Below are 21,558 nucleotides of genomic sequence, written 5' to 3' on the forward strand. Positions count from 1 at the left end.
GTCCAGTTTGAAAGTCCAACGCTCACGCTCGGTCAAAGACTAGGGGGTATCACCGAATCCTTGTCCAGCAAATTTTCCTCGTCCGGATCGCCGGCAGCTTCAGCTGATTCATCCGTCTCGATCTTGATGCTGAGCCTTGCGCCTTCCTCGATCGCGGCACGGCGCAAGGTTTCCTCGGCCTGCCTGATCTCATGCTGACGGTTCCACATCGCGGCATAGAACCCGTTTTGCGCCAGAAGTTCGGTGTGTGTGCCGCGTTCCACGATGCGGGCCTTGTCGAGCATGATGATCTCGTCGGCATTGACGATGGTTGAAAGCCTGTGCGCGATCACCAAGGTTGTCCGCCCCCGCGCGACCCGGTCGAGCGCGTCCTGAATCTCGCGCTCGGTAAAAGAGTCGAGCGCCGACGTCGCCTCGTCGAGGACCAGAATGGGCGGCGCCTTCAAAATGGTTCTTGCAATCGCGACGCGCTGCTTTTCGCCACCGGAGAGCTTCAGTCCGCGTTCGCCGACCTGCGCTTCATAACCACCCGGAATTTGTTCGATGAAATGATCGATCCGCGCCAGGCGCGCCGCCTCGTGGACCTCGGCGTCGCTCGCGTCGTGGCGACCATACCGAATATTGTAGGCGATCGTGTCATTGAACAGCACGGTGTCCTGCGGGACCATGCCGATCGCGGCGCGCAGCGAGCGTTGCGTCACCAGCGAGATGTCCTGCCCGTCGATCCTGATGCATCCCGGGGAAGGCTCGTAGAAGCGGAAAAGCAGCCGCGAAAGCGTCGATTTACCGGCGCCCGAGGGGCCAACGATGGCCACCGTCTTGCCGGCGGGCACTTCGAAGCTGATGTCCTTCAGAATGGGGCGGCGCGGGTCGTAATGAAACGACACATTTTCGAACGAGAGTTTCCCTTCGGAGACGACAAGCGGCTTGGCGCCTGGGCGGTCGCGGACCTCCGGATCCTGGCCGAGGATGGAAAACATCATCTCTATGTCGATTGTCGATTGTTTGATCTCGCGATAGACAAGCCCCATGAAGCTCAACGGTTGATAGAGCTGAATCATCATCGCATTGATGAGAATGAAATCGCCGACCGTATTTACGCCGCTCTTGATTCCGGCAATGCTCATTGCCATGGCGCTGGTCAGGCCGATTGTGAAAATGACCGCTTGGCCGCCGTTGAGCCACGCCAGCGAAGTGTAGGTCTTCACGCTCATCCGCTCATAACGGGCGATGGATTTGTCGTAACGCTGCCTCTCGCGCTCCTCGGCGTTGAAATATTTCACCGTCTCGAAATTCAGCAGGCTGTCGATGGCCTTTGTATTGGCATCCGTGTCGCTCTCGTTCATTGCCCGCCGGATCGCGATCCGCCAATTGGTCGCCGCGGTTGTGAACGCCATATAGGCAAGGATCATCGCGCTCACCACGGCCGCATAACGCCAGTCGAACTGATACAGAAAGACCGTCAGGATCAGGATGAATTCGACGATGGTCGGCACTGCCGTCAGCATGGTTGTGCGAACGATGGTTTCGATCGAATTGCGTCCCCGTTCTAGAATTCGCGTGAGGCCGCCCGTCTTGCGCTCGACGTGAAAACGAAGCGATAGCTCATGCAAATGGGCAAACACGTCGCGCGCGAGACGGCGGACCGCATGCATCGCGACATCGGCGAAGATCGCGTCGCGGAATTGCGTAAACAGCGCCATCACCACCCGCAAGCCGCCGTAAAGCAGTGTAAAGGCCAGGGGTCCGGCGATCACACCCGCAAGGGCCGGGCGCTCCGGGTAGCTCAAGGCATCGGTCGCCCATTTGAAGGAATAGGGGACGGCGATAGTGATGACTTTGGCAAGCAATAGAAACGCCAGGGAAACGAAGATCCGCACCATCAAGTCGCGGCGTCCGCTGGGCCAAATATAGGGCCAGAGCTTGCGGAGCGTCGTGCCAGGCACCTTGGCGGGCGCGTTGGCGGCATCTGCCGACGGGAAAGAAAAAAGAAACGGACGCGACATCTGGCTCGTTTGTAGGGAGGCTCAACCTGGACCGGACGCCGCCGGCGCTTTTCGCGGGGCTGCCGAAGAAGATTATTTAGGCGCGCAACCACCGGCCCCGGGAAGTATCAAGTTTCTAGCCATTCGCAAAATACCCGGAAGCCGGTGCGTGCCCAGCCAATTGGCGGATAGGCCATCGGTCTAGCCTAAGGCGGATATCGAAACCGGCTCTTGACCCTATATGGGCGGCGGGCGACAAGCAGGCCATGTCATCAAAACAAATATCTTTGGAGGCGCGCTCAGGCTCTCGCCTCGTTCGCAACATTTGCGTCTATTGCGGCTCCGCCCAAGGCGCAGACCCGATTTATGTCTCAGCCGCCCAGAAGCTTGGCCATGCCATGGCCTCCGCCGGAGTGGGCCTCGTTTATGGCGGCGGGGCCACCGGGCTGATGGGCGCAATCGCTCGGTCCGTCCTCGCCCATGGAGGTCAAGTGACCGGGATCATTCCGGATTTTCTGCAAAGCAAGGAGCAATTGCTGCCCGAAGTGCAGGAATGCCTTGTCGTCGGTGACATGCATGAGCGCAAGCGCCTCATGTTCGAGCGCGCCGACGCCTTCGTGGCCTTGCCGGGCGGCATCGGTACACTGGAGGAGTTGGCGGAACAATTGACCTGGGTTCAGCTGGAGCGTCACACCAAACCTGTCTTGATCGCCGATATCGCCGGTTTTTGGCAGCCCCTGCTCGGCCTTTTCGCCCATATGCGCGAGCGGCGGTTCATCCAATCGTCTTTCGAAGTCCGCTATCTTGTTGCCGAAAAGATAGAGGACATCTTGCCCATGGTGGAGACCGCTGCGGCAAAGGCTGTGGTTCTGGGCACACGCAAGGAGACCGTAGACCCCAGATTTTAAAGCTATGGTTTTGAAATCACAGTGTCTTAGAAAATCAACTTTCCGTCGGCAAACTCCGCCCGAAGGCCAGACAGAGCTGCGGCGGTGATATAAATGGTAATCGCGACGCGCATTGATTACGGTGCAACGTGACGCATGATCCCGAGATATTCTCTATCCAGATCAAGGCGGATCCGTCCGAACGTCTCGTCACGCCGTCGGAACGCAGCGCCCTGGCTCGCAGAAGCGGCTTTGCGTTCCTGCTTGCGATCTGCCTTCTGATTCATGCGTCGGTTCTGTTCTTCCTACTCGACCGCGAGAAATCGATCGTCGAGCCCACGCGCGAGGAAGAGATACCCATCGAAGTTGTCATGCTGCCGCCCGAGCAAAAGGCCGAGCCGGCTTCCAAGAAACCGCCGCCTCCCGATCTCGTAACGCCGCCCGTGGTCAAGGAAAAGCCGCCGCCGGAAAAGGTGGAGCTTGACGAGGCCGATATTGCGCGGGATGCGCCAAGGACCGGAAACGACAGCAAGACCCACAAGGGCGAACCCGAAAAGGAAACCAAGGCGCCGCGCGTTGCTCCACCGCCCAAGCTCGTGACCCCGCAGCCGCCCCAGGACAAGCCGGAGCAGGAAAAAGCTTCGCCGCCGGTCCAGGAAAAAGTGGACAAGCCCTCGCCTCCGACCGAACCGCAAAAGCTCGCCGACGAAAAGCTCGACGCCGAGGCCCTCGACAAGGCCCAGCCGGAAGCGCCCGCCAAGCCACAAGAAAAGCAAGCGCCGCAACCGAGCAAGACCCCCGCCACCCAGGGCAAAAAAACCACGGTCGCCCAGCAGCTCGCGGCGTTTTCCGCCGCGCCGACCTATTCGTTTGGCGCAGCGACCAAAGCCCTGCCGATGGGAGGGGGCACCGAGAAGGCCTCCTATCTGTCGATTCTCTACGGGATGATCATGCGCCAGATGCATTTTCCGCCTGGCGTTCGCGAACGTCACGTGATGGGTGAAGGGATTGTTTCGTTTTATGTCGACGACTCCGGCCATCTGACGCATCAGGCAGTTTATCGTTCAAGCGGGCTGCCCGATCTCGATGCCGCCGCCCTTAACGCGGTCCGCCGCGCCGCGCCGTTTCCGGCGCCGCCGCGCAACGATCCCCACGCCATCTGGTTTCATTTCGATACGCGATAGGCTCTCGGTCTACCGCGCGCCGGACTTTAAAAGCTTATAGGTGATGGCATCGGTCAGCGCCTGGAACGAGGCGTCGATAATATTGGCCGAGACGCCGACCGTCGACCAGCTTTCGCCGCTCTTGTCGCGAAATTCGATCAGCACGCGGGTCACCGCATCGGTTCCGCCCTGGAAAATGCGGACGCGGTAATCGACCAGTTCGAGATCCTCCATGAAGCGCTGATATTTGCCGAGATCCTTGCGAAGCGCGAGATCGAGCGCATTGATCGGTCCCTCGCCCTCGGCGGCGGAAATCAGGATTTCCCCATCGATGCACACCTTGACGATCGCTTCCGACACCGAGACCAGATCGCCTTGCGCATTGTGGCGGCGCTCGACATTGACGCGAAAGCGCTCGACTTCGAAATAATCCGGCACCTGCGCGAGAATCTTCCGGGCCAAAAGCTCGAAGGAGGCATCCGCCCCCTCATAGGCATAGCCCAGCGATTCCTTTTGCTTGACCTCATCGAGCAAGCGCGCGACGCGGGGATCGTTCTTGTCGACGGAGACGCCGATCCGCTCCAGCTCGGCGAGGATGTTCGACTTTCCGGCCTGATCCGACACCAGGAGCCTTCGCTTGTTGCCGACCGCTTCCGGGGTGACATGCTCATAGGTCTTGGGTTCCTTCATCACCGCCGAGGCATGGATGCCGGCCTTGGTGGCGAAGGCGGACGCGCCGACATAGGGCGCATGCCTGTTCGGCGACCGGTTCAGCAATTCGTCGAGCGTGTGGCTGACTTTGGTCAGCGCGGCGAGCTGATCGAGTGAGACGCCGATCTCGAATTTATCCGCGAAATCGCTTTTCAGCAGCAGCGTCGGGATGAGCGTAACGAGATTGGCGTTGCCACAACGCTCACCAAGACCATTCAGCGTGCCTTGAATATGCCTGGCGCCGGCACGGACCGCGGCCAGCGAATTGGCGACCGCATTGCCGGTGTCGTCATGCGCGTGAATGCCAAGATACGATCCCGGCACATGCAGCGCGACGTCCGCGACAATCGTTTCGATCTCATGCGGCAACGTTCCGCCATTGGTGTCGCAGAGCACGATCCACCGGGCGCCGGCCGCATGGGCCGTCTTCGCGCAGGACAGCGCATAGGCCCGATTGGCCTTGTACCCATCGAAGAAGTGCTCGCAGTCAAGGACCACCTCGCGGCCTTTGGCCAATGCGGCTTCGATCGACTGGCTGATGTTGTCGAGATTTTCCTCGAGCGTGCAGCCGAGCGCGACATGCACGTGATAATCCCAGGCCTTGGCCACAAAAGTGATGGCGTCGGCGTCGGCCGCCAGGAGGCCCGCCACGCCCGGATCATTGGCGGCGGATCGCCCTGCCCTTTTGGTCATGCCGAAGGCCGTGAAACGCGCATTCTTCAACTTCGGTTTTGCCGCAAAAAATTCCGTATCGAGAGGATTGGCACCGGGATAGCCGCCCTCAATGAAATCGACGCCCAGTCCATCAAGCAGGGCCGCGATATGGCGCTTGTCGGCCAGCGAAAAATCGACGCCAGCCATCTGCGCGCCATCTCGCAAGGTCGTATCGAACAGGGACAGTCTTTCGCGGGTCATTGCCGTTCGTCCGGCTGAGCTTTGGGAGCCAGCACTTTCTTCATACGCGTGTTGCCCAACCATTGGCCATCGATCTCTATCGTATTACGCCTCTCGGGTACAAAACCCCGCTTTTCGAACAAAGGCTTTGCGGTGTCGCTGGCATCGGTCACAAGCGCGGCAATGCCCCGCGCGGTCGCAAGCCGCTCGATCGCGTCGCAGAGCGTGCTCGCAACTCCCGTGCGGGCGACAGCGGGATGAACATAAAGCTGGTCGATCAGGCCGCCATTCTGCAAAGCGATAAAACCAACCGGCGAGCCACCGATCAGCGCAATGAGAGTGAGCGCGTTTCTCAGGCTTTGGCCCAGCACTTCGTCGTCGTCTGCGGCCGAGGCCCAAGCGCGGCGCTGGCCTTCATCGTAGTCGTCGACGGTCAATTCCTCGATGGCGGCGAAGCGGATTTCAGCAAGAAGCGGAAGGTCCGAGGCGAGGTAGGGCCGCAGCGATGGTTTTGGAAAGGCGCTGGCGTTCATTGCTTTACCTCCCATGAGGTCGTGCCGTCCTTGTTGTCTTTCAGTGCGATTCCCATTGCGTCGAGTTCGTCGCGGAGCCGGTCGGATTCAGCCCAGTTTTTAGCTGAGCGGGCACTCTTCCGTGCGGTGATCCTCTCCTCGATTAAACCGCGGAATATTGCATCAACTGTTTCTTCGCCGACCATATCGTCCATCATGAAACCAAGGAAATTCGCATTGGCGATCAACTCCTCTCCAGCCCGGTGGTCGCCAGCTTCGAAGCTATTGGTCAGTCGATGCATGATGCTGAGCGCCAAAGGCGTATTAAGATCGTCGTTAAGCGCGTACAACAGAGCTTCAGTCGCACGAAAATTTTGCTGACCTACCTTCTGGTCCACTGCAAACCAACGTTTACGGATCGCGTCCGCCTCCTCCAGCGCCTTCACCGTAAAATCGATCGGCTGCCGATAATGCGTCTTGAGCATAGCCAGCCGCAGCACTTCGCCGGGCCAGGGCCGGCCGCCGAATTTATCGGTGTGCAACAACTCATGGATCGTCACGAAATTCCCCAGGCTCTTCGACATCTTCTCGCCTTCGACCTGAAGATGGCCATTGTGCATCCAGATATTGGCCATGACCTCATGCCCGAAGGCCGAGCAGCTTTGCGCGATTTCGTTCTCGTGATGGGGAAACACGAGATCGATCCCGCCGCCATGAATGTCGAAGATTTCGCCCAAATGTTTCCAGCTCATCGCCGAACATTCGATATGCCAGCCGGGCCGGCCACGCCCCCACGGACTCTCCCAGCCTGGCTCGTCAGCACTTGCCGGCTTCCACAGCACGAAATCCATCGGGCTCCGCTTATAAGGCGCGACCTCGACCCGCGCGCCCGCGATCATCTCGTCGAGCGGGCGCCGTGAGAGCTTGCCGTAACTTGGCATCGAGGGCACGTCGAACAGCACATGGCCTTCCGCCACATAGGCGTTGCCCTTGGCAAGAAGCCTTTCGATGATCGCAATCATCTGCGTCATATGCTCTGTCGCGCGGGGTTCGACCGTCGGCGGCAGGCAGCCGAGCGCGTTGGCATCCTCGTGAAAGATCGCTGTCATTTCGTCCGTCAGGACTTTTATATCGATGCCGCGTTCGGCGGCGCGCGCATTGATCTTGTCGTCGACGTCGGTGATGTTGCGGACATATTTGACGTGGTCCGCGCCATAAGCTTGGCGGAGCAGGCGGAACAGCAGGTCGAACACGATCAACATCCGCCCATTGCCGATGTGCAGATGGTCGTAGACCGTCGGACCGCAGGCGTAGAGACGCGCATTTGTAGCGTCGATCGGCGCGAAGTCTTCTTTCCGGCGGGTCAGCGTATTATAAAGCCGCAACGACATATGTCCCCCAGCGCCTGCTCTGGCCTGGGACATCAAAGTCGAACTCTTTATGAGGACGCGACGGCTCCAGCCAGGGGCAAGGCTAACCGTTACAAATAGTGATTAATTGGATGGTTCGGCAAGTGCGGTTGGTGCGCGTCATCACGTGACTATGCGCGCGAAATCCACTATTGGTCAAGCGCAACGGTAGTGCTGGATCGTCATCCGTCATCGACGCGTTAATAGAATTTTCAAGCGCTTCCGCCACACTAAGGCCCTCGTGATGCTCTCGTTTTTCCCAAAGTTTTGAGATTTCCATGTCGCTCGCAACCTCTCCGATTACCAAACTGCCCTTCGCCCCCGGCACCCGCCGCAAGTTGTTTCGCTCGGTTCTATTGGTACTCAGCGTGATTTTGATAGCTTTCGCTCTCAAGCTGTCGGCAAACGCCAAGGAGAGCCGCACTTTGATCATCCCGTCGAATGACGGCTATGGCTTCGAGGAATGTCTGAAGGTTGGTTCGGCCTGCGGGATCGTCGTGGCGGATGCGTGGTGCAAGGCGCATGGATTTGCCGCCTCCAAAACATTTGGTCCGGCCCAATCGGCAGAGGGACAGATCCAATCGGATGCGGCGCCCGGCTCCTTCAACGTCACCTGCGGCGATGGGGTCGATTAGGCCCTATTTCGGGCAAGATCGGCGCGATACCAAATAGATAGGCATGATCGGCTCAGCTCTGAAACGATCATGCTGCTTGGCCGCCCCTCCCAAATCATCGCGCTCCCGCGTCTCCGCCGCCACCTTGGCCGTGGTCGCAATGTGGTCACGGTAAGACCATGAACGCACGCCAAATTGGCGGCCCGACACAAATGCCGGCTTGGCAGGCGACCCCCGAGTGAGCAATGTCTCTTCCGCGAGCAGTGCTCCCAAGAGACGTGCATGAACACTACGCCAGGCGATCGTTTTGCCCTCCCATCCTGTTTCAGGCGCCTTGGCGCCTATGCGTGGATATTTTTGGGCGCCGCCATTTTTGCCCTGCTGCCGGTTCCGGTGCCTGCCCAGCCAATCGATTGCGCTCAGTTCGCCGCGCAGATCAATGCGATTGGGACGACGGCTCCGCGGCGGTCCACCCATTATGGAAGCGGCGCGCAGAAACAACGCGAGGAGCTTGACCGCACGATCAAATATGCGCGGTCGCTCGGCTGCAACCGGCAGCAAATTTTTTTCCTCGATCCCGCAGCCGCGCAATGTCCGAGCCTCAATGCAAAAATTCAGCAAATGCAGGCCAGCCTTGGTCAGGCCGAAGGTGGCGGCGATCCGGGAGCGAACGCCGCGCTTAAGCGGCAGCTGACCGAGCGCTTCAATGCCTCCTGCCGGGGACAGCCTCAGCCGCGCGCCAACCCGCGAAATTTTTTCGAGGCGCTGTTCGGCGTCTTTACGCCCAACCAGAACCCGTTCGGGCAACCGCCCAACGAACAAATGGTCCACGCGCCCGACGAAGATCTGACCCCCCGTGGAGGGTCGCAAGCGGTTTGTGTCCGCGAATGCGACGGCGGATTCTTCCCGCTCAACGTATCGGCGCGGGAAGGCGATCCGAGCCAGCTCGAGGATCTTTGCGAGGCCCTCTGCCCCAACACTCCGGTCCGCGTCTACACGCGTTCGCCCCATAATGAAATCGCCACGGCGGTCTCGCTCAGCGGCGACGCCTATGCAAATCTCCCCAACGCGCTGGCCTTTCAGAAGCGCTTCGATCCCGCCTGCACCTGCAAACCACCCGGGCAATCCTGGGCCGAAGCGCTCTTGGGAGCGGAACGCGTGCTCGGGCGCGCCCGCGAGCGCAACACGGATATTACCGTGACCCCGGAAAAATCCCTCGAATTATCGCGGCCGAAACCCGACAAGACGACCCAACAAAAGCTCGGGAGCCAACCCTCTCCCCCAGGCCCGGATCTTGAAGCCGGTGAGGATCACTCCGTCGCGAAAACGGAAACCCAGGAAATCACCGGACCGGACGGCGTCAAGCGGCGCGTCCGGATAATCGTGCCGCCGCTTTAAGCTTGCCGATCAACGGTAACAGGGCTGCGAGTTCTGGCCCGGTGTCGCGCCCGGTGAGCGCAAGCCGCAAGGGGTGGAACAGGGCCTTTCCCTTGCGGCCGGTCAAATCCTTCAGACTCTTGGTCCAATCGGCCCAGACGGTTTCCCCCCAAGGCTCTTCCGGCAAGGTCTCACGGGCAGCCGCCAGAAATTCCGCGTCCTCGATGACCGGCTCGACAGTACCTTCGACCATTCGCCAATAATCGACGACTTCAAGGAAAGTCGAAAGATTTCCGCGCGTGGCCAGCCAGAAGGGCTTGGCTTTGTAACCGATGATGTCATGCGTCTGAAGCCGTTCCCGGACCGCTTCGTACTCCAAATTATGCAGCGTGCGCGCCGAGAGTTGAGCCAACTCGACCGGGTCGAACCGTGCAAGGCTGCGGGACAGATGGGCAAGGTCGAGCGATGCAACAAGTTCGCTGAGACTTGCGATCGGATGAAGCGCGCTCGAAGAGCCTGTCAGGACAGCGGCGGCGGCCACCGCGAGGGATTCAATTCCGGAGTCACGCAACCCGCCGATCGACAATGACCCGGAGCGTTTCGACAGCGCTTCTCCGCTGGCCGAAACCAGAAGATTGTGATGCCCGAAAGACGGTGCTTTGCCCGGACCGGCCAAGAACTCAAAAAGCTGAATTTGGACCGCAGTATTGGTCACATGGTCCTCGCCGCGGATGACATCGGTGATTTTCTGCTCGATGTCATCGACCACGGACGGCAAGGTGTAGAGAAAAGTGCCGTCCTCGCGCAATAGCACGGGGTCGGAGAGCGAGGCGCAATCGATATGGCTTTCGCCGCGCACCAGATCGGTCCAGCGCACAATTTCAGGCTCGAGTTTGAAGCGCCAATGCGGCCGTTTGCCTTCGGCCTCGAGCCGGGCCCGATCCGCGCCATTCAGAGCGAGGGCGGCCCGGTCATAGACCGGTGGCAGGCCCCTTGCCTGCTGGCGTTTGCGCTTCCGCTCCAGTTCCTCGGCGCTTTCGTAACAGGGATATAGCCGTCCCCCGTCGCGGAGCTTTTCGGCGGCGGCGTTATAAAGCGCGATTCGTCCTGATTGGCGCAAAGTCACATCCGGGACAATGCCCAGCCAGGCGAGATCGACCTCGATCGCCTGGGCGTACCCCTCTTTTGAACGCTCCACATCAGTGTCATCGAACCGAAGAACAAATTCGCCATGGTACTTTTTTGCATAGAGGAAGTTCAAAAGCGCCGTCCGGGCGTTTCCGATGTGAATACGGCCGGTCGGCGATGGGGCGAAGCGGACGATGGGGTGCGGCATGGGGGTCCTGATCTACGGAATCACGGAATTGCGCGCCAAATGCCGAATTAGAGCTTGTTCACTGCAATTCATCGAGGGCGACCATTCGGACTTACTAAAAGACCGCCGGTCGCATTTCAATAAGTATCTGAATATCTGTGCGTTTCCAGCATAGGCTTCAAACGCTCGTCGGCGATCAGATACCGGCTCGGGAGCTCGACGACGATGACGATGGCATATGCGGCGGCCTGGTTCTGTGTCTTCTTAACATGCCTCAATCTGATCAGTATCGGGATTGCGGCCATCAGGACAAAGCGTCGTGGCGCGCCCCTCGCCCCGCCCAGCGCCGGTCCGGGCGTCAGTCTGGTCCGGCCGGTCTGCGGGCTCGACAATTTTTGTGAAGAGACCTTGGAATCGGGTTTTCACCTCGATTATCCGAATTATGAAATAATTTTTTGCGTAGCGCGGGCCAATGATCCGGTCGTGCCGGTCGTCCGGCGCCTCATGGCGCGCCATCCGAATGTGCCGGCGCAGTTGATCGTGGGCGATGAAAAGGTCAGCCCCAATCCAAAATTGAACAATTGCGTCCGTGGCTGGGACGCGGCGCGCCATGATTGGATCATTCTCGCCGACTCCAATGTCCTGATGCCGAAAGATTATATCCAAAATCTTCTGGCCAGTTGGCGACGCGATACGGGGCTCGTCTGCTCGATGCCGCTTGGCTCGCGGCCGCAAAATCTTTGGGCCGAACTCGAATGCGCTTTTCTCAACACTTTTGAAGCGCGCTGGCAATATTGTGCCGAAGCCGTGGGCCAGGGATTCGCCCAGGGCAAAACAATGTTGTGGCGGCGCGAGGTCTTGGAAGCCGGCGGCGGAATCCGGGCGCTGGCCGCCGAAATCGCGGAAGATGCAGCCTCGACGAAGCTTGTGCGTCAGCAGGGCCTTTGCATCAATCTCGTCGACGACCCGTTCGAGCAGCCGCTTGGCTTTCGTGCCCTCAAGGACGTCTGGCACCGGCAGGTGCGCTGGGCCCGGATGCGGCGCAAAACATTTCCGGCGTTTTATGCCACTGAAATCGTCGCCGGCGCTGCGCTGCCGTTTTTGGCCGCAACCTATGCTGCTTTTGCGCTCGACATCAACACCGGAGCCGCTCTGCTCAGCTTCGCGCTCGCCTGGTACGGCCCCGAAACGCTGTTGGCCCTGGCCGCAGGATGGCATTTTTCGAAGCGCATGCCGCTGCTCTTTCTATGCCGCGACCTGATGCTCCCCATCATCTACATAGATGCATGGTGCATCGACCAATTCGTGTGGCGCGGCGTTGAAATGGACCTCCGGGAAGAGGTTCCGAGCATTGAGCAAGGCTAACAGCCACCAAAGACAGTTGCTTGCAACGTGCGCTAAATTCCCCAGCCCTTCGGCGGGATATGCAACGGCCTGATTTCGAAGCTTCGGACAACGGCTTCCGGCCCCGAACCAGCCCTAAAATCCTGCCATAAACCCAGCACGCCATAAGCGGTGACCATGCCAATGGTGGCAACTTCCAGGAAAATCAGGATCCGGCGCATGAGCTATTCCTCATTCCGTTAAGGGGATGCAGGGGCATCTATGCGCAAGCAAGAAATATGCCGAACCGCCACCTGCGAACACTTAATATCGCTCGTGGCCTTCAAAAGTTCCAAAGGCCCGCCAAAAGCGCGGCCCCGCTTGTGGCCACAAGACAATTGTCGCTGGAGATGACGTCCGGCCGCCCCTTGGATGCCGCCATCAGCAATTGCTGCAGATGCTGCGCCCTTGCAGGCTGTCGGAATCGATGATTTTGCGCTCGACGTGCGAAGTGCCCACGTCCGGAGCAAGGCTCGGGCGTGGAACGGTCTGTCCCGTCGATGTCACGAATTTCCGGTTCAGCGGAACCGCCCCGTTCAAATAATCCTGACCGAGGGGCCATGGCCCGTTCTGCTCGGACGTGAGGCCCAATGCAGCCGAACTATCGGTTTGGGCGTAAGCGACCATCGTCCAACCGGCCGCAAAAAATAGGAAAACCAAAAATATCTTGAGCATCGCGACGTCCCCCCTCCCATTCTGACAGAACGCTGCAGGCGCTGAGAGGTTTCTTGTTCGCGTTCACTTTTGAGGTCGGATTGACCCAATCCAGCCAATCCTCAGCCATCCTCCGGAGCCGGCAGGCCCCTGGTAGGGGTCTTTGCCGCCATTCCGGGATCGCGGAACAGATTGACGATCGGATAGCGCCGGTCCCGGCCGAAATTCTTCTTGGTCACCTTGACGCCCGGTGCTGACTGGCGGCGCTTATATTCCGCCAGATTGAGAAGCTTTTCGATTTTCTTCACGGTTTCAAGCTCGTGGCCCAAAGCCACGACGTCGGAAATCCGCATTTCCTTTTCGACCAGCCCTTCGAGGATCGCGTCGAGCACCTCATAGGGCGGCAGCGAATCCTCATCCTTCTGGTTCTCGCGCAATTCGGCGGAGGGCGGCTTGGTCAAAATATTTCGGGCGATCACCTCGCCGCCAGGCCCTAGCGCATCCGCCGGTTTCCAGCGGTTGCGTAATTCCGAAAGACGAAACACCTCCATTTTGTAAATATCCTTGATCGGATTGAAGCCGCCGTTCATGTCGCCATAAATCGTCGCATAGCCGACCGACATCTCCGACTTGTTGCCGGTCGTGACCAGCATCGGACCGAATTTATTGGAAACCGACATCAGCACCGTGCCGCGGACCCGGCTCTGGATATTTTCTTCCGTCGTCCCCGGCTGGGTACCCTTGAAGATAGGCGCGAGGATTTTTTCAAATCCATCGACGGCCGGCGCGATTGGCAGAATATCGTAGCGAACCCCCAGCGCGCGGGCACAATGCTCGGCGTCCGCCAAGGATTCATTCGAGGTAAAGCGATAGGGCAACATGATGCAATGGACGCGGTCCGGGCCGAGGGCGTCCACCGCAATCGCGGCGCAGAGCGCGGAATCGACCCCGCCCGAAAGCCCCATGACGATGCCGGGGAAGCCATTCTTGTTCACATAGTCCCGAAGCCCGAGGACACAGGCAGCGTAATCGGCCTCATCGCCCTCTTCGATGGGCGAACGGGGTCCCTCCACGCAGACAAAGCCATGGGCGCGGCGCTCCCAAACCGTCTTGGCGACCGTCGCCGAAAAAGCCGGAAGCTGAAAGGCGAGCGTCGAATCGGCATTGAGCCCAAACGAGGCGCCATCGAAGACGAGCTCATCCTGGCCGCCATATTGGTTCAGATAGATGAGCGGCAATTTGCTCTCGACAACGCGCGAAACCGCGACCGACAGGCGCTCGTCCGTCTTGCCCCGCCAATAAGGGGAGCCATTCGGAACCAGGAGAATCTCGCCGCCGGTTTCGGCGATGCACTCGACCGGATCCGGACCCCAAATATCCTCGCAGATCGGAATGCCGATGCGCACGCCCTTGAATACCACGGGCCCGGGCATAGGCCCCGGCGAAAACACCCGCTTTTCGTCAAAAACGCCGTAATTCGGTAAATCGACCTTGAACCGGATCGCCTCGATCCGCCCTTTTTCGAGGAGGGCATAGGCATTGTAACGGCGCCCGTTCTCGGCCCATGGCAGCCCCACGAGAATCGCGGGCCCGCCATCGGCCGTATCGGCCGCAATCTCCTCGCAAGCGGCGCGGCAGGCCTCGACGAACGCCGGCTTCAAGACGAGGTCTTCGGGCGGATAGCCCGCAAGGAAGAGTTCCGAGAACATCACCAGATCGGCGCCGAAGGCAGCCGCTTCCCGGCGAGCGGCCCGAATCCGCGCAAGATTGCCGGCGACGTCGCCGACCGTGCAATCGATTTGCGCCAAGCCGATAACAAGACGCTGTGCGGGGAGATCTGCGCTCATTTCGAGCCTGTCCGGCGCTCAAAAACATGATCGGCGAAAGCGGAGGCGGCTCGCCGATCATGCGAAAATAAAATCAAGGAGTCCGCGCCCATCGAGGCAAGACGCTTCACCGGCAGCTCACGCAAGCAACTCTCTTGGCAGTCTATTCCGCCGCATCGGCCTGACCGCGGCCGCGTTCGATCCGTTCCGCCTTGAGCAGTTCGGCGACAAGAAAGGCCACTTCAATCGATTGCTCGGCATTGAGCCTTGGATCGCAATAGGTGTGGTAGCGATCGCGCAGATCGGATTCCGATATGGCGCGCGCGCCGCCGATGCATTCGGTGACATTTTTCCCGGTCATTTCGAGATGCACGCCACCGGCATAAGTGCCCTCGGCCCGGTGAACCGTGAAGAACGTGCGGATCTCGCTCATGATTCGGTCGAACGGCCGGGTCTTGTATCCGCCGGTCGCCTTGACCGTGTTGCCATGCATCGGATCGCAGGACCAAACGACGCTGCGGCCTTCCTTCTTCACGGCGCGGACGAGCGCAGGCAAATGATCGGCCGCCTTGTCGGCGCCGAAACGGCAGATCAAGGTCAGGCGGCCAGCTTCATTGGCTGGATTTAGAATATCGATCAGTGTCAGCAATTCGTCGGGCGACAGCGTCGGGCCGCATTTGAGGCCGAGCGGATTTTTGACGCCCCGCGCATATTCGACATGGGCGTGGTCTGGATGGCGGGTGCGGTCGCCGATCCAAATCATATGGCCGGATGTCGCATAATGGTCGCCCGTCGTCGAATCGATGCGGGTCAGCGCTTGCTCATAACCGAGCAGCAAGGCCTCGTGCGACGTATAGAAATCCGTCTGCCGCAACTCCTGATGCGCCTCGGGGTCGAGGCCGATGGCACGCATGAAGCCGAGCGTCTCGGTGATACGATCCGCGAGTTCCTGGTAGCGCGCCGATTGCGGACTGTCCTTGATGAAGCCGAGCATCCAGCCGTGCGCATTTTCAAGATTGGCATAGCCGCCCGACGCAAAAGCGCGAAGCAGGTTCAAGGTCGCCGCCGACTGACGGTAAGCCATCAACTGGCGCGCGGGATCGGGCGCCCGCGCGCGCCCGTTGAAAGCGATGTCGTTGACGATATCGCCGCGATAGCTCGGCAGCTCCACCCCGTCGATCTTTTCGGTCGGCGCCGAACGCGGCTTGGCAAATTGCCCCGCGATCCGCCCAAGCTTCACGACCGGCAGAGCGGCGGCAAAGGTCGTCACCACCGCCATTTGCAAAAACACGCGAAAAAAGTCGCGGATATTGTCGGCCGCGTGTTCGGCAAAGCTTTCGGCGCAATCGCCGCCTTGCAAAAGGAAGGCCTCGCCTTCGGCGACCTTGCCCAGCATACGCTTAAGCTTGCGGGCCTCGCCTGCAAACACCAGTGGCGGAAAGCCCGCGAGCTGGCCCTCGACTTCGGCGAGCGCCGCCAGGTCGGAATAATCAGGCACTTGCTCGATCGGCTTGCCTCTCCAACTGGCTGGCGACCAGCTTTCGGTGGGCATATCCATAACTCCCTGTGCGAGGCTCACGTCGCCTTGCCGAAATTCAATCCACGGTCCCGTACCGTCGACCTCACCGTTCCGCCTCGCAAAGGGGCGATTGGAAAATGTCGGCCGGATCGCTTATCCGAGATCCGTCGTACAGGACAAGTCCTTATAGCGCGGTTTTTGCAAATGGCGACAGGCTTCCGGACCGTCAGATCGCCCCAAGCGGTCCGCCGTCCGGGCCTTCCGGCCCCGCGGTTTCCCGCTCAAATCGGGCGGTCCGCACCCGCATGGTCACAAGCTCCTCGGCCGAGGTCGGGTGGACCGCCATGGTCGCATCGAAATCGGCCTTATTAGCGCCCATTTGAACGGCGATTCCCAACAGCTGCGCCATTTCACCGGCACCCTCGCCAAGAACGTGCACGCCAAGAATACGGTCGGTCGTGCCATCGACAACAATCTTCATGACGGTGGTTTCATGCCGCCCGGAAAGGGTTGCCTTTAAAGGGCGGAAGCTGGCCAGATAGATGTCGACACGATCATAGATCGCGCGGGCTTCCAATTCATTCAGGCCGACGGTGCCAAGTTCGGGTGTGGTGAAAACGGCGGTCGGAATATTGGTGTGCACGACGGCATCTCGTTTACCGCCGAACACCGTATTGGCGAAAGCATGGCCCTCGCGGATCGCAACCGGAGTCAAATTAACCCGGTTGGTAACATCGCCCACCGCATAGATCGACTCGATGTTCGTCTGTGAAAATGCATCGACCTTGATCGCGCCGAGACCATCGACCTCAACTCCGGCCTGTTCGAGTCCGAGCCCTTTGGTGTTGGGCCTCCTGCCGGTTGCGATCATCACTTGATCGGCGTCGAGCTGGACACCCTTCGTCAAGGTGATGCAGAGTCCATCGGACGTCTTTCCGATTTCGGTCGGCAACATTCCGAATTTCAGATCGACGCCGGCATGCACAAGCGCGTCGCGCACGCCAATGCGCATATCCTCGTCAAAGCCCCGCAGGACATTCTCGCCGCGCGCCGCAAGTGTCACCTTGGTGCCGAGTCGCGCGAAAATCGAGGCGAACTCGACCGCAATATAGCCGCCGCCAACAATCAACATGCGCTTTGGCAAAACCGGCAAATCGAAAACCTCGTTCGACGTGATCGTGTGTTCGCGGCCCGGAACATCGGGTTCGAGCACCGGAGAAGCACCCGTCGCAACAAGAATGACGCCGGCGCTCACCCTGCGGCCGCTGGAGAGAAGGCGCACGCTATGGGCATCCTCAATTTCCGCGCGGCTGTTTTCTATCGCTACGCCCGCCTTATCGAGATTGTTGCGATAGATCGCGGAGAGACGCGAAATTTCCATTTCCTTGCCGGCAACAAGTTTCGGCCAGTCGAAAACGGGCGTGGGGAGCGTCCATCCGAATCCCGCGGCATCGTCGAACTCGTCCTTGAAGCGGCTTGCGTAGACCATCAATTTTTTCGGAACGCAGCCACGAATGACGCATGTTCCGCCGATACGGAATTCTTCGGCGATCATCACTTTGGCGCCAAAGCCGGCTGCGACCCGAGCGGCGCGGACCCCGCCCGATCCCGCGCCAATCACGAAGAGGTCTACATCGAAGCCGGTCATCCAAGCACTCCCAACCCGGCCGCAAGGCTGCAGTTTCCTTCAAGCGAAGCGGCAACCCAACGAACCCCGCGCATTAAACCGCAATGCGGCAAGAATGAAAACGATGTCGGCGAGGCCAGCTCGGGATTCTGGCCCAAAAATGTGCCATGCTTTTCTTCGTCGGCGCCAAGAATCTCCGATCGCTTACCGCGTAATTATGCCGCCGCGGACTGCCTTTGCTGCATAAAGACGAACTGCGAATGGGAAGGCGGTCCCGATGCCCGATCGTTGCAAGGCGGCCATGCATGGTAAGCGCATGGAAATCGCAGGCGAAATGCGAACAGCTCATCTCCGCGTCAGCTCCGACACATGCTCGCCATATTTCCCAACTTATTTGGTGAATGATCGTGATCGTTAGGGTTGATGAATCGTGAACGGACGGAAATGGCCGATGTGTCACGAGCTGTTAACTGTTCCAGGCAAGAGTTCACCAAAGTCGCGAGAGTTCGCCTAAAATCATATGAGTTGGCTTCATCACCAATGGGCAACCACTTGTGAATCGAGGCCAGCAGCTTCAAGCCAGAATTGCGAGATTTGATTTGCGACAATCCCGCCCCCGCCCGGCTCTTGTGAGATATGTATCTTTGCTTGCCGCGACCAGCGTTGCGGCGATCTTGTCGAGCATCCTGGTCCCCACCTCGACAGAGACCGCGGTTGCCAATGGCGATACCCGCACGCTGAACCTCTATCATTCTCATACCGGCGAATCGATTCAGGCGACTTTTCGCGTCAATGGTTCCTATGATCCGGCCGCTCTTGAAAAGCTAAATTATTTCCTGCGCGATTGGCGCAACAATGATCGTATCCGCATGGACCCGCGCCTGTTCGACGTGGTGTGGGAGGCCTACCGGACCGCCGGGGCGACCCAGCCGATCGTAATCATTTCCTCCTATCGCTCGCCGGCGACCAACGCGATGCTGCGCGCGCGCTCGCATGCGGTCGCCGAACACTCTCAGCATATGCTGGGCAAGGCGATGGATACCACCATGCCCGGCATGCCAATGGAAAGAATTCGCGAAATTGGAATGCGCTTGCAGCGTGGCGGCGTGGGCTGGTACCCGAGCTCCAATTTCGTCCATCTGGATGTCGGCAACGTGCGGGCATGGCCGCGCATGAGCTATGATCAGCTCGCGCGTTTGTTTCCAGATGGCAAGACTGTCCATCTAGCCTCGAATGGCCGCTCGCTTCCCCGTTATACGGAAGCCCGCGCCGAGATCGCATCGCGTGGCGGCGTGATGTCCGATGTGCCGCAGTCGGCATCCTCGGGCGGAAATTTGTTTGCCTGGCTGTTCGGCAACAAGCATGACGAAGACGACGATGCCGATGCCCGCGCCCAGGCCCGTACTCCGTCTTCCCGGCATGGCGGAACGGAAGTCGCCGCGGTTCGCACCGAAAACGTAAGCCTCACCAAAAATGTTGCGCGCGTCGAGACAAGCTCCGCCGCCGCCGACCGCACTGTCGTCGCCGATCTCGGCTCGACGCCAAACGCGATCGACACCCGCGTCGCGATGGAACGCGACCGGACCGAGCGGCAGGATCGAGACGGCGCGACGCCAAATCCTCTCAAGGACAAGATGGACAAGCGCTGGGCCGAACTCGTGCCGCTTCCGCCTTCGCGTCCGGCGCTGCCAGGGGATCGGCCGGCGCTTGCGTTCGCCGATGTGCCGACGCCGCCCGCGCGGCCCGAGCAGCTTAACCGCGTGGCCGCAGTCGAAACGGCGCAAATCGCCAAGGCGCTTTCGCGGAACGACGCGCTGTCCGGTCCGGCAAGTGCGACATTGGCGCGGGCCGCAAACCTTCCGGTGGTAATTACCGATGGGCCCAAGGACCGCCCGAGCGCGCCCAATCGAGTCCTAGCCTTCGCATCGGAAGGACGGATTCAGGATGTGCGCGAAGCCGCTCCCAGCCCGACCCCGACTGAAACCGCCGATAAGCCCTTAACGACTTCGGCCATCGTTTCGGCGCGGCTCAGCCGGACCAGTTTGCGCGGCGTCTCCAGTGAGGTTTCGGCCGTGGCCTCCCCAGCCCAACCGATCCTCGGTCAACCGGTCACCGGTTTGAGACAGGCGGCGCGCATTACTCCCGATCTGCTCTCGAATGTGCCCTCGACCGAATTTGTCTCGGCCTTCGGCGTCGCGGCGAGCGATCTCGACACGAAGCACTTTACCGGAGCCGCGGCAAAGCCCCTCGCCCTGGCGCAAGGATTTGTCCGCATCACCGACGCTTCGGCACCGATTCGCCGGTATTGAAGTCGCCGTCATCTCATCCTTTGAAGTAACGCTTGACGATTGCTTCGCCAGGCAACGCAAGTATCGGCGGCATCGTGCCCGAATTTCGTGCCTCAGGGATTTCAGCGCACGAAACTGGCAACGCTCGGTGAATCATCAGAATCCCGAAGGCGGTCGCGCCCCGACATGATGACGTGAGCAACAGTTCCGGTCGCACGGCATCGGCGTGCCAAGCGGCGTCTGCTAATTGGCCGGCCCCCGGCCCGCGATGGTGGCAAGCAGCAAGATCAGTCCCAAAGCCAAGACGCAGACCGCCGCGCCGACCTCGAATATGCGTCCCGCCAGAAGCGCCCAATGCGAATCGGCCTTGGAATATTTGACGGCGGCAAATTTGGCGAAGACGGCGAGACTGGCGAGCGCCGAGGTCGTCATCGCAGTGCCGAGCGACATCGCGAGAACGGCGAATAATCCTGCCGAAAAAATATTTTGCGCCAAGGCAAAGACAAGAACGAGGATGGCACCAGAGCACGGGCGCGCACCGGCCGCCACCATCGTCAACAGAGCGCCTTTCCACGAAAATCCTTTGTCGAGCAGTCGCGGATCGGGGGCATGGACATGCCCGCATCCAAACCCGTGCACATGATCGAGCGTGCAGTCATCGGCGATGAACATTCTCGGCCCGCCATTTGCGGCAAGCGCAAGAGGCGCCGGCGCCATGCGCCATGCGAGGATCAGCGCTCTCCCTTTCGTGTAGACCAGGACCACGCCAAGCAGAACGATACCTGCGTAACTGATGATTTCGACGATATTCGCCGCGCTGGTCATGCGCGCCGCCGTCGCCTTGAACACGATGGCGCTGAGGCCCACGATCGCGATCGCACTGAGTCCCTGAAGGAGCGCCGCGCCGAACGCGATCACGAGGCCGCGCCGCAAAGCCCGCTCATTGGCGAGCATGTAGGAGGCAATCACAGCTTTGCCGTGGCCGGGTCCGGCGGCGTGAAAAATGCCATAGGCGAAGCTCAGACCGATTAGGCCCCAGCCGGCCGCGCCACTTTGCTTGGCGGCGCGGATCGCGCCGCTGAGCAGGCGATAAAAGCCCGATTCCTGGGACAGGATCCAGCCGCTTAAGCCTTGCGTGCCGGCGGCCGCCCCCTCGTTGGCGCCGACCGCGAAGGGATGATGGGCGCCTTGCGCAAAGGATTGAGACGACAATAGGCAGACGATGCAAAGCAGCAGCAGCGGCACAAGCGTCGGATGATGCCGCAACCGCGCAGCCCTGCGCGCGAGGCTGGAAATGGGCGTCACACAATCGATCTTATGGAAAGACGAACGCTCGACCACGAGCCGACTCCATTTCATGGGATCAAAGCCAATAGCCAATGGGTCAACCAAGC

Annotated in this window: 16 protein-coding genes; 6 read left to right on the forward strand and 10 right to left on the reverse strand. The window is 60.0% G+C overall.

The window, feature by feature from the left end:
• Positions 1-32: 32 nt before the first annotated feature.
• Positions 33-2,006, reverse strand: a complete 1,974-nt coding sequence (locus tag CU048_05730) for a metal ABC transporter permease (protein QBR70858.1) — start codon at positions 2,004-2,006, stop codon at positions 33-35.
• Between the two features lie 245 nt (positions 2,007-2,251).
• Here CU048_05730 and CU048_05735 point away from each other — a divergent pair, with 245 nt between their 5' ends.
• On the forward strand, positions 2,252-2,893 hold the full coding sequence (locus CU048_05735; GenBank protein QBR70859.1) for a TIGR00730 family Rossman fold protein: 642 nt from the start codon (positions 2,252-2,254) through the stop codon (positions 2,891-2,893).
• A gap of 128 nt (positions 2,894-3,021) precedes the next feature.
• Complete coding sequence (locus CU048_05740) at positions 3,022-4,056, forward strand: energy transducer TonB (protein ID QBR70860.1); 1,035 nt, start codon at positions 3,022-3,024, stop codon at positions 4,054-4,056.
• A 9-nt stretch (positions 4,057-4,065) separates the two neighbouring features.
• Here the strand turns inward: CU048_05740 and CU048_05745 are convergent, their stop codons facing one another.
• From CU048_05745 to CU048_05755, 3 genes are read right to left on the reverse strand one after another with little or no spacing between them, the layout of a single operon-like run.
• Positions 4,066-5,661: a citramalate synthase gene (locus tag CU048_05745; GenBank protein ID QBR70861.1), complete on the reverse strand. Its 1,596-nt coding sequence runs from the start codon at positions 5,659-5,661 to the stop codon at positions 4,066-4,068.
• A complete protein-coding gene (locus tag CU048_05750) occupies positions 5,658-6,173 on the reverse strand; it encodes a GNAT family N-acetyltransferase (GenBank protein ID QBR70862.1) in 516 nt (171 codons plus the stop codon). Before CU048_05750 ends, CU048_05745 begins: the two co-directional genes overlap by 4 nt.
• Positions 6,170-7,543, reverse strand: coding sequence for a cysteine--tRNA ligase (locus CU048_05755; protein QBR70863.1), 1,374 nt, complete (start codon positions 7,541-7,543; stop codon positions 6,170-6,172). The genes CU048_05750 and CU048_05755 overlap by 4 nt, the downstream gene beginning before the upstream one ends.
• Before the next feature lie 296 nt (positions 7,544-7,839).
• On the opposite strand from CU048_05755, the gene CU048_05760 reads away from it, so the two are divergent.
• A complete protein-coding gene (locus CU048_05760) occupies positions 7,840-8,196 on the forward strand; it encodes a hypothetical protein (protein QBR70864.1) in 357 nt (118 codons plus the stop codon).
• A 261-nt stretch (positions 8,197-8,457) separates the two neighbouring features.
• Complete coding sequence (locus tag CU048_05765) at positions 8,458-9,573, forward strand: hypothetical protein (GenBank protein ID QBR70865.1); 1,116 nt, start codon at positions 8,458-8,460, stop codon at positions 9,571-9,573.
• Here the strand turns inward: CU048_05765 and CU048_05770 are convergent.
• Entirely contained in the window at positions 9,536-10,888 is a 1,353-nt protein-coding gene (locus CU048_05770) for a glutamate--tRNA ligase (GenBank protein QBR70866.1), read from the reverse strand. The two genes, CU048_05765 and CU048_05770, sit on opposite strands and share 38 nt — an antisense overlap.
• Positions 10,889-11,092: 204 nt before the next feature.
• Here CU048_05770 and CU048_05775 point away from each other — a divergent pair, with 204 nt between their 5' ends.
• Positions 11,093-12,232: a ceramide glucosyltransferase gene (locus CU048_05775; protein QBR70867.1), complete on the forward strand. Its 1,140-nt coding sequence runs from the start codon at positions 11,093-11,095 to the stop codon at positions 12,230-12,232.
• A gap of 399 nt (positions 12,233-12,631) precedes the next feature.
• On the opposite strand, the gene CU048_05780 is transcribed toward CU048_05775, so the two are convergent.
• The 4 genes from CU048_05780 to gor form a co-directional block, all read right to left on the reverse strand.
• Positions 12,632-12,925, reverse strand: a complete 294-nt coding sequence (locus tag CU048_05780) for a hypothetical protein (protein ID QBR70868.1) — start codon at positions 12,923-12,925, stop codon at positions 12,632-12,634.
• A gap of 101 nt (positions 12,926-13,026) precedes the next feature.
• Positions 13,027-14,751: an NAD+ synthase gene (locus tag CU048_05785; GenBank protein ID QBR70869.1), complete on the reverse strand. Its 1,725-nt coding sequence runs from the start codon at positions 14,749-14,751 to the stop codon at positions 13,027-13,029.
• A gap of 142 nt (positions 14,752-14,893) precedes the next feature.
• Positions 14,894-16,282: a 3-deoxy-7-phosphoheptulonate synthase class II gene (locus CU048_05790; protein ID QBR72696.1), complete on the reverse strand. Its 1,389-nt coding sequence runs from the start codon at positions 16,280-16,282 to the stop codon at positions 14,894-14,896.
• A gap of 193 nt (positions 16,283-16,475) precedes the next feature.
• Positions 16,476-17,897 carry a glutathione-disulfide reductase gene (gene gor / locus CU048_05795; protein QBR70870.1) on the reverse strand — a complete coding sequence of 474 codons (1,422 nt, stop codon included), beginning with the start codon at positions 17,895-17,897 and terminating at the stop codon, positions 16,476-16,478.
• A 608-nt stretch (positions 17,898-18,505) separates the two neighbouring features.
• On the opposite strand from gor, the gene CU048_05800 reads away from it, so the two are divergent.
• Entirely contained in the window at positions 18,506-20,185 is a 1,680-nt protein-coding gene (locus CU048_05800; protein ID QBR70871.1) for a hypothetical protein, read from the forward strand.
• A gap of 222 nt (positions 20,186-20,407) precedes the next feature.
• On the opposite strand, the gene CU048_05805 is transcribed toward CU048_05800, so the two are convergent.
• Positions 20,408-21,523, reverse strand: coding sequence for a high frequency lysogenization protein HflD (locus CU048_05805; GenBank protein QBR70872.1), 1,116 nt, complete (start codon positions 21,521-21,523; stop codon positions 20,408-20,410).
• Positions 21,524-21,558: the final 35 nt, after the last annotated feature.

Source organism: Beijerinckiaceae bacterium, from assembly GCA_004564215.1.
GTDB lineage: Bacteria > Pseudomonadota > Alphaproteobacteria > Rhizobiales > Beijerinckiaceae > Methylocapsa.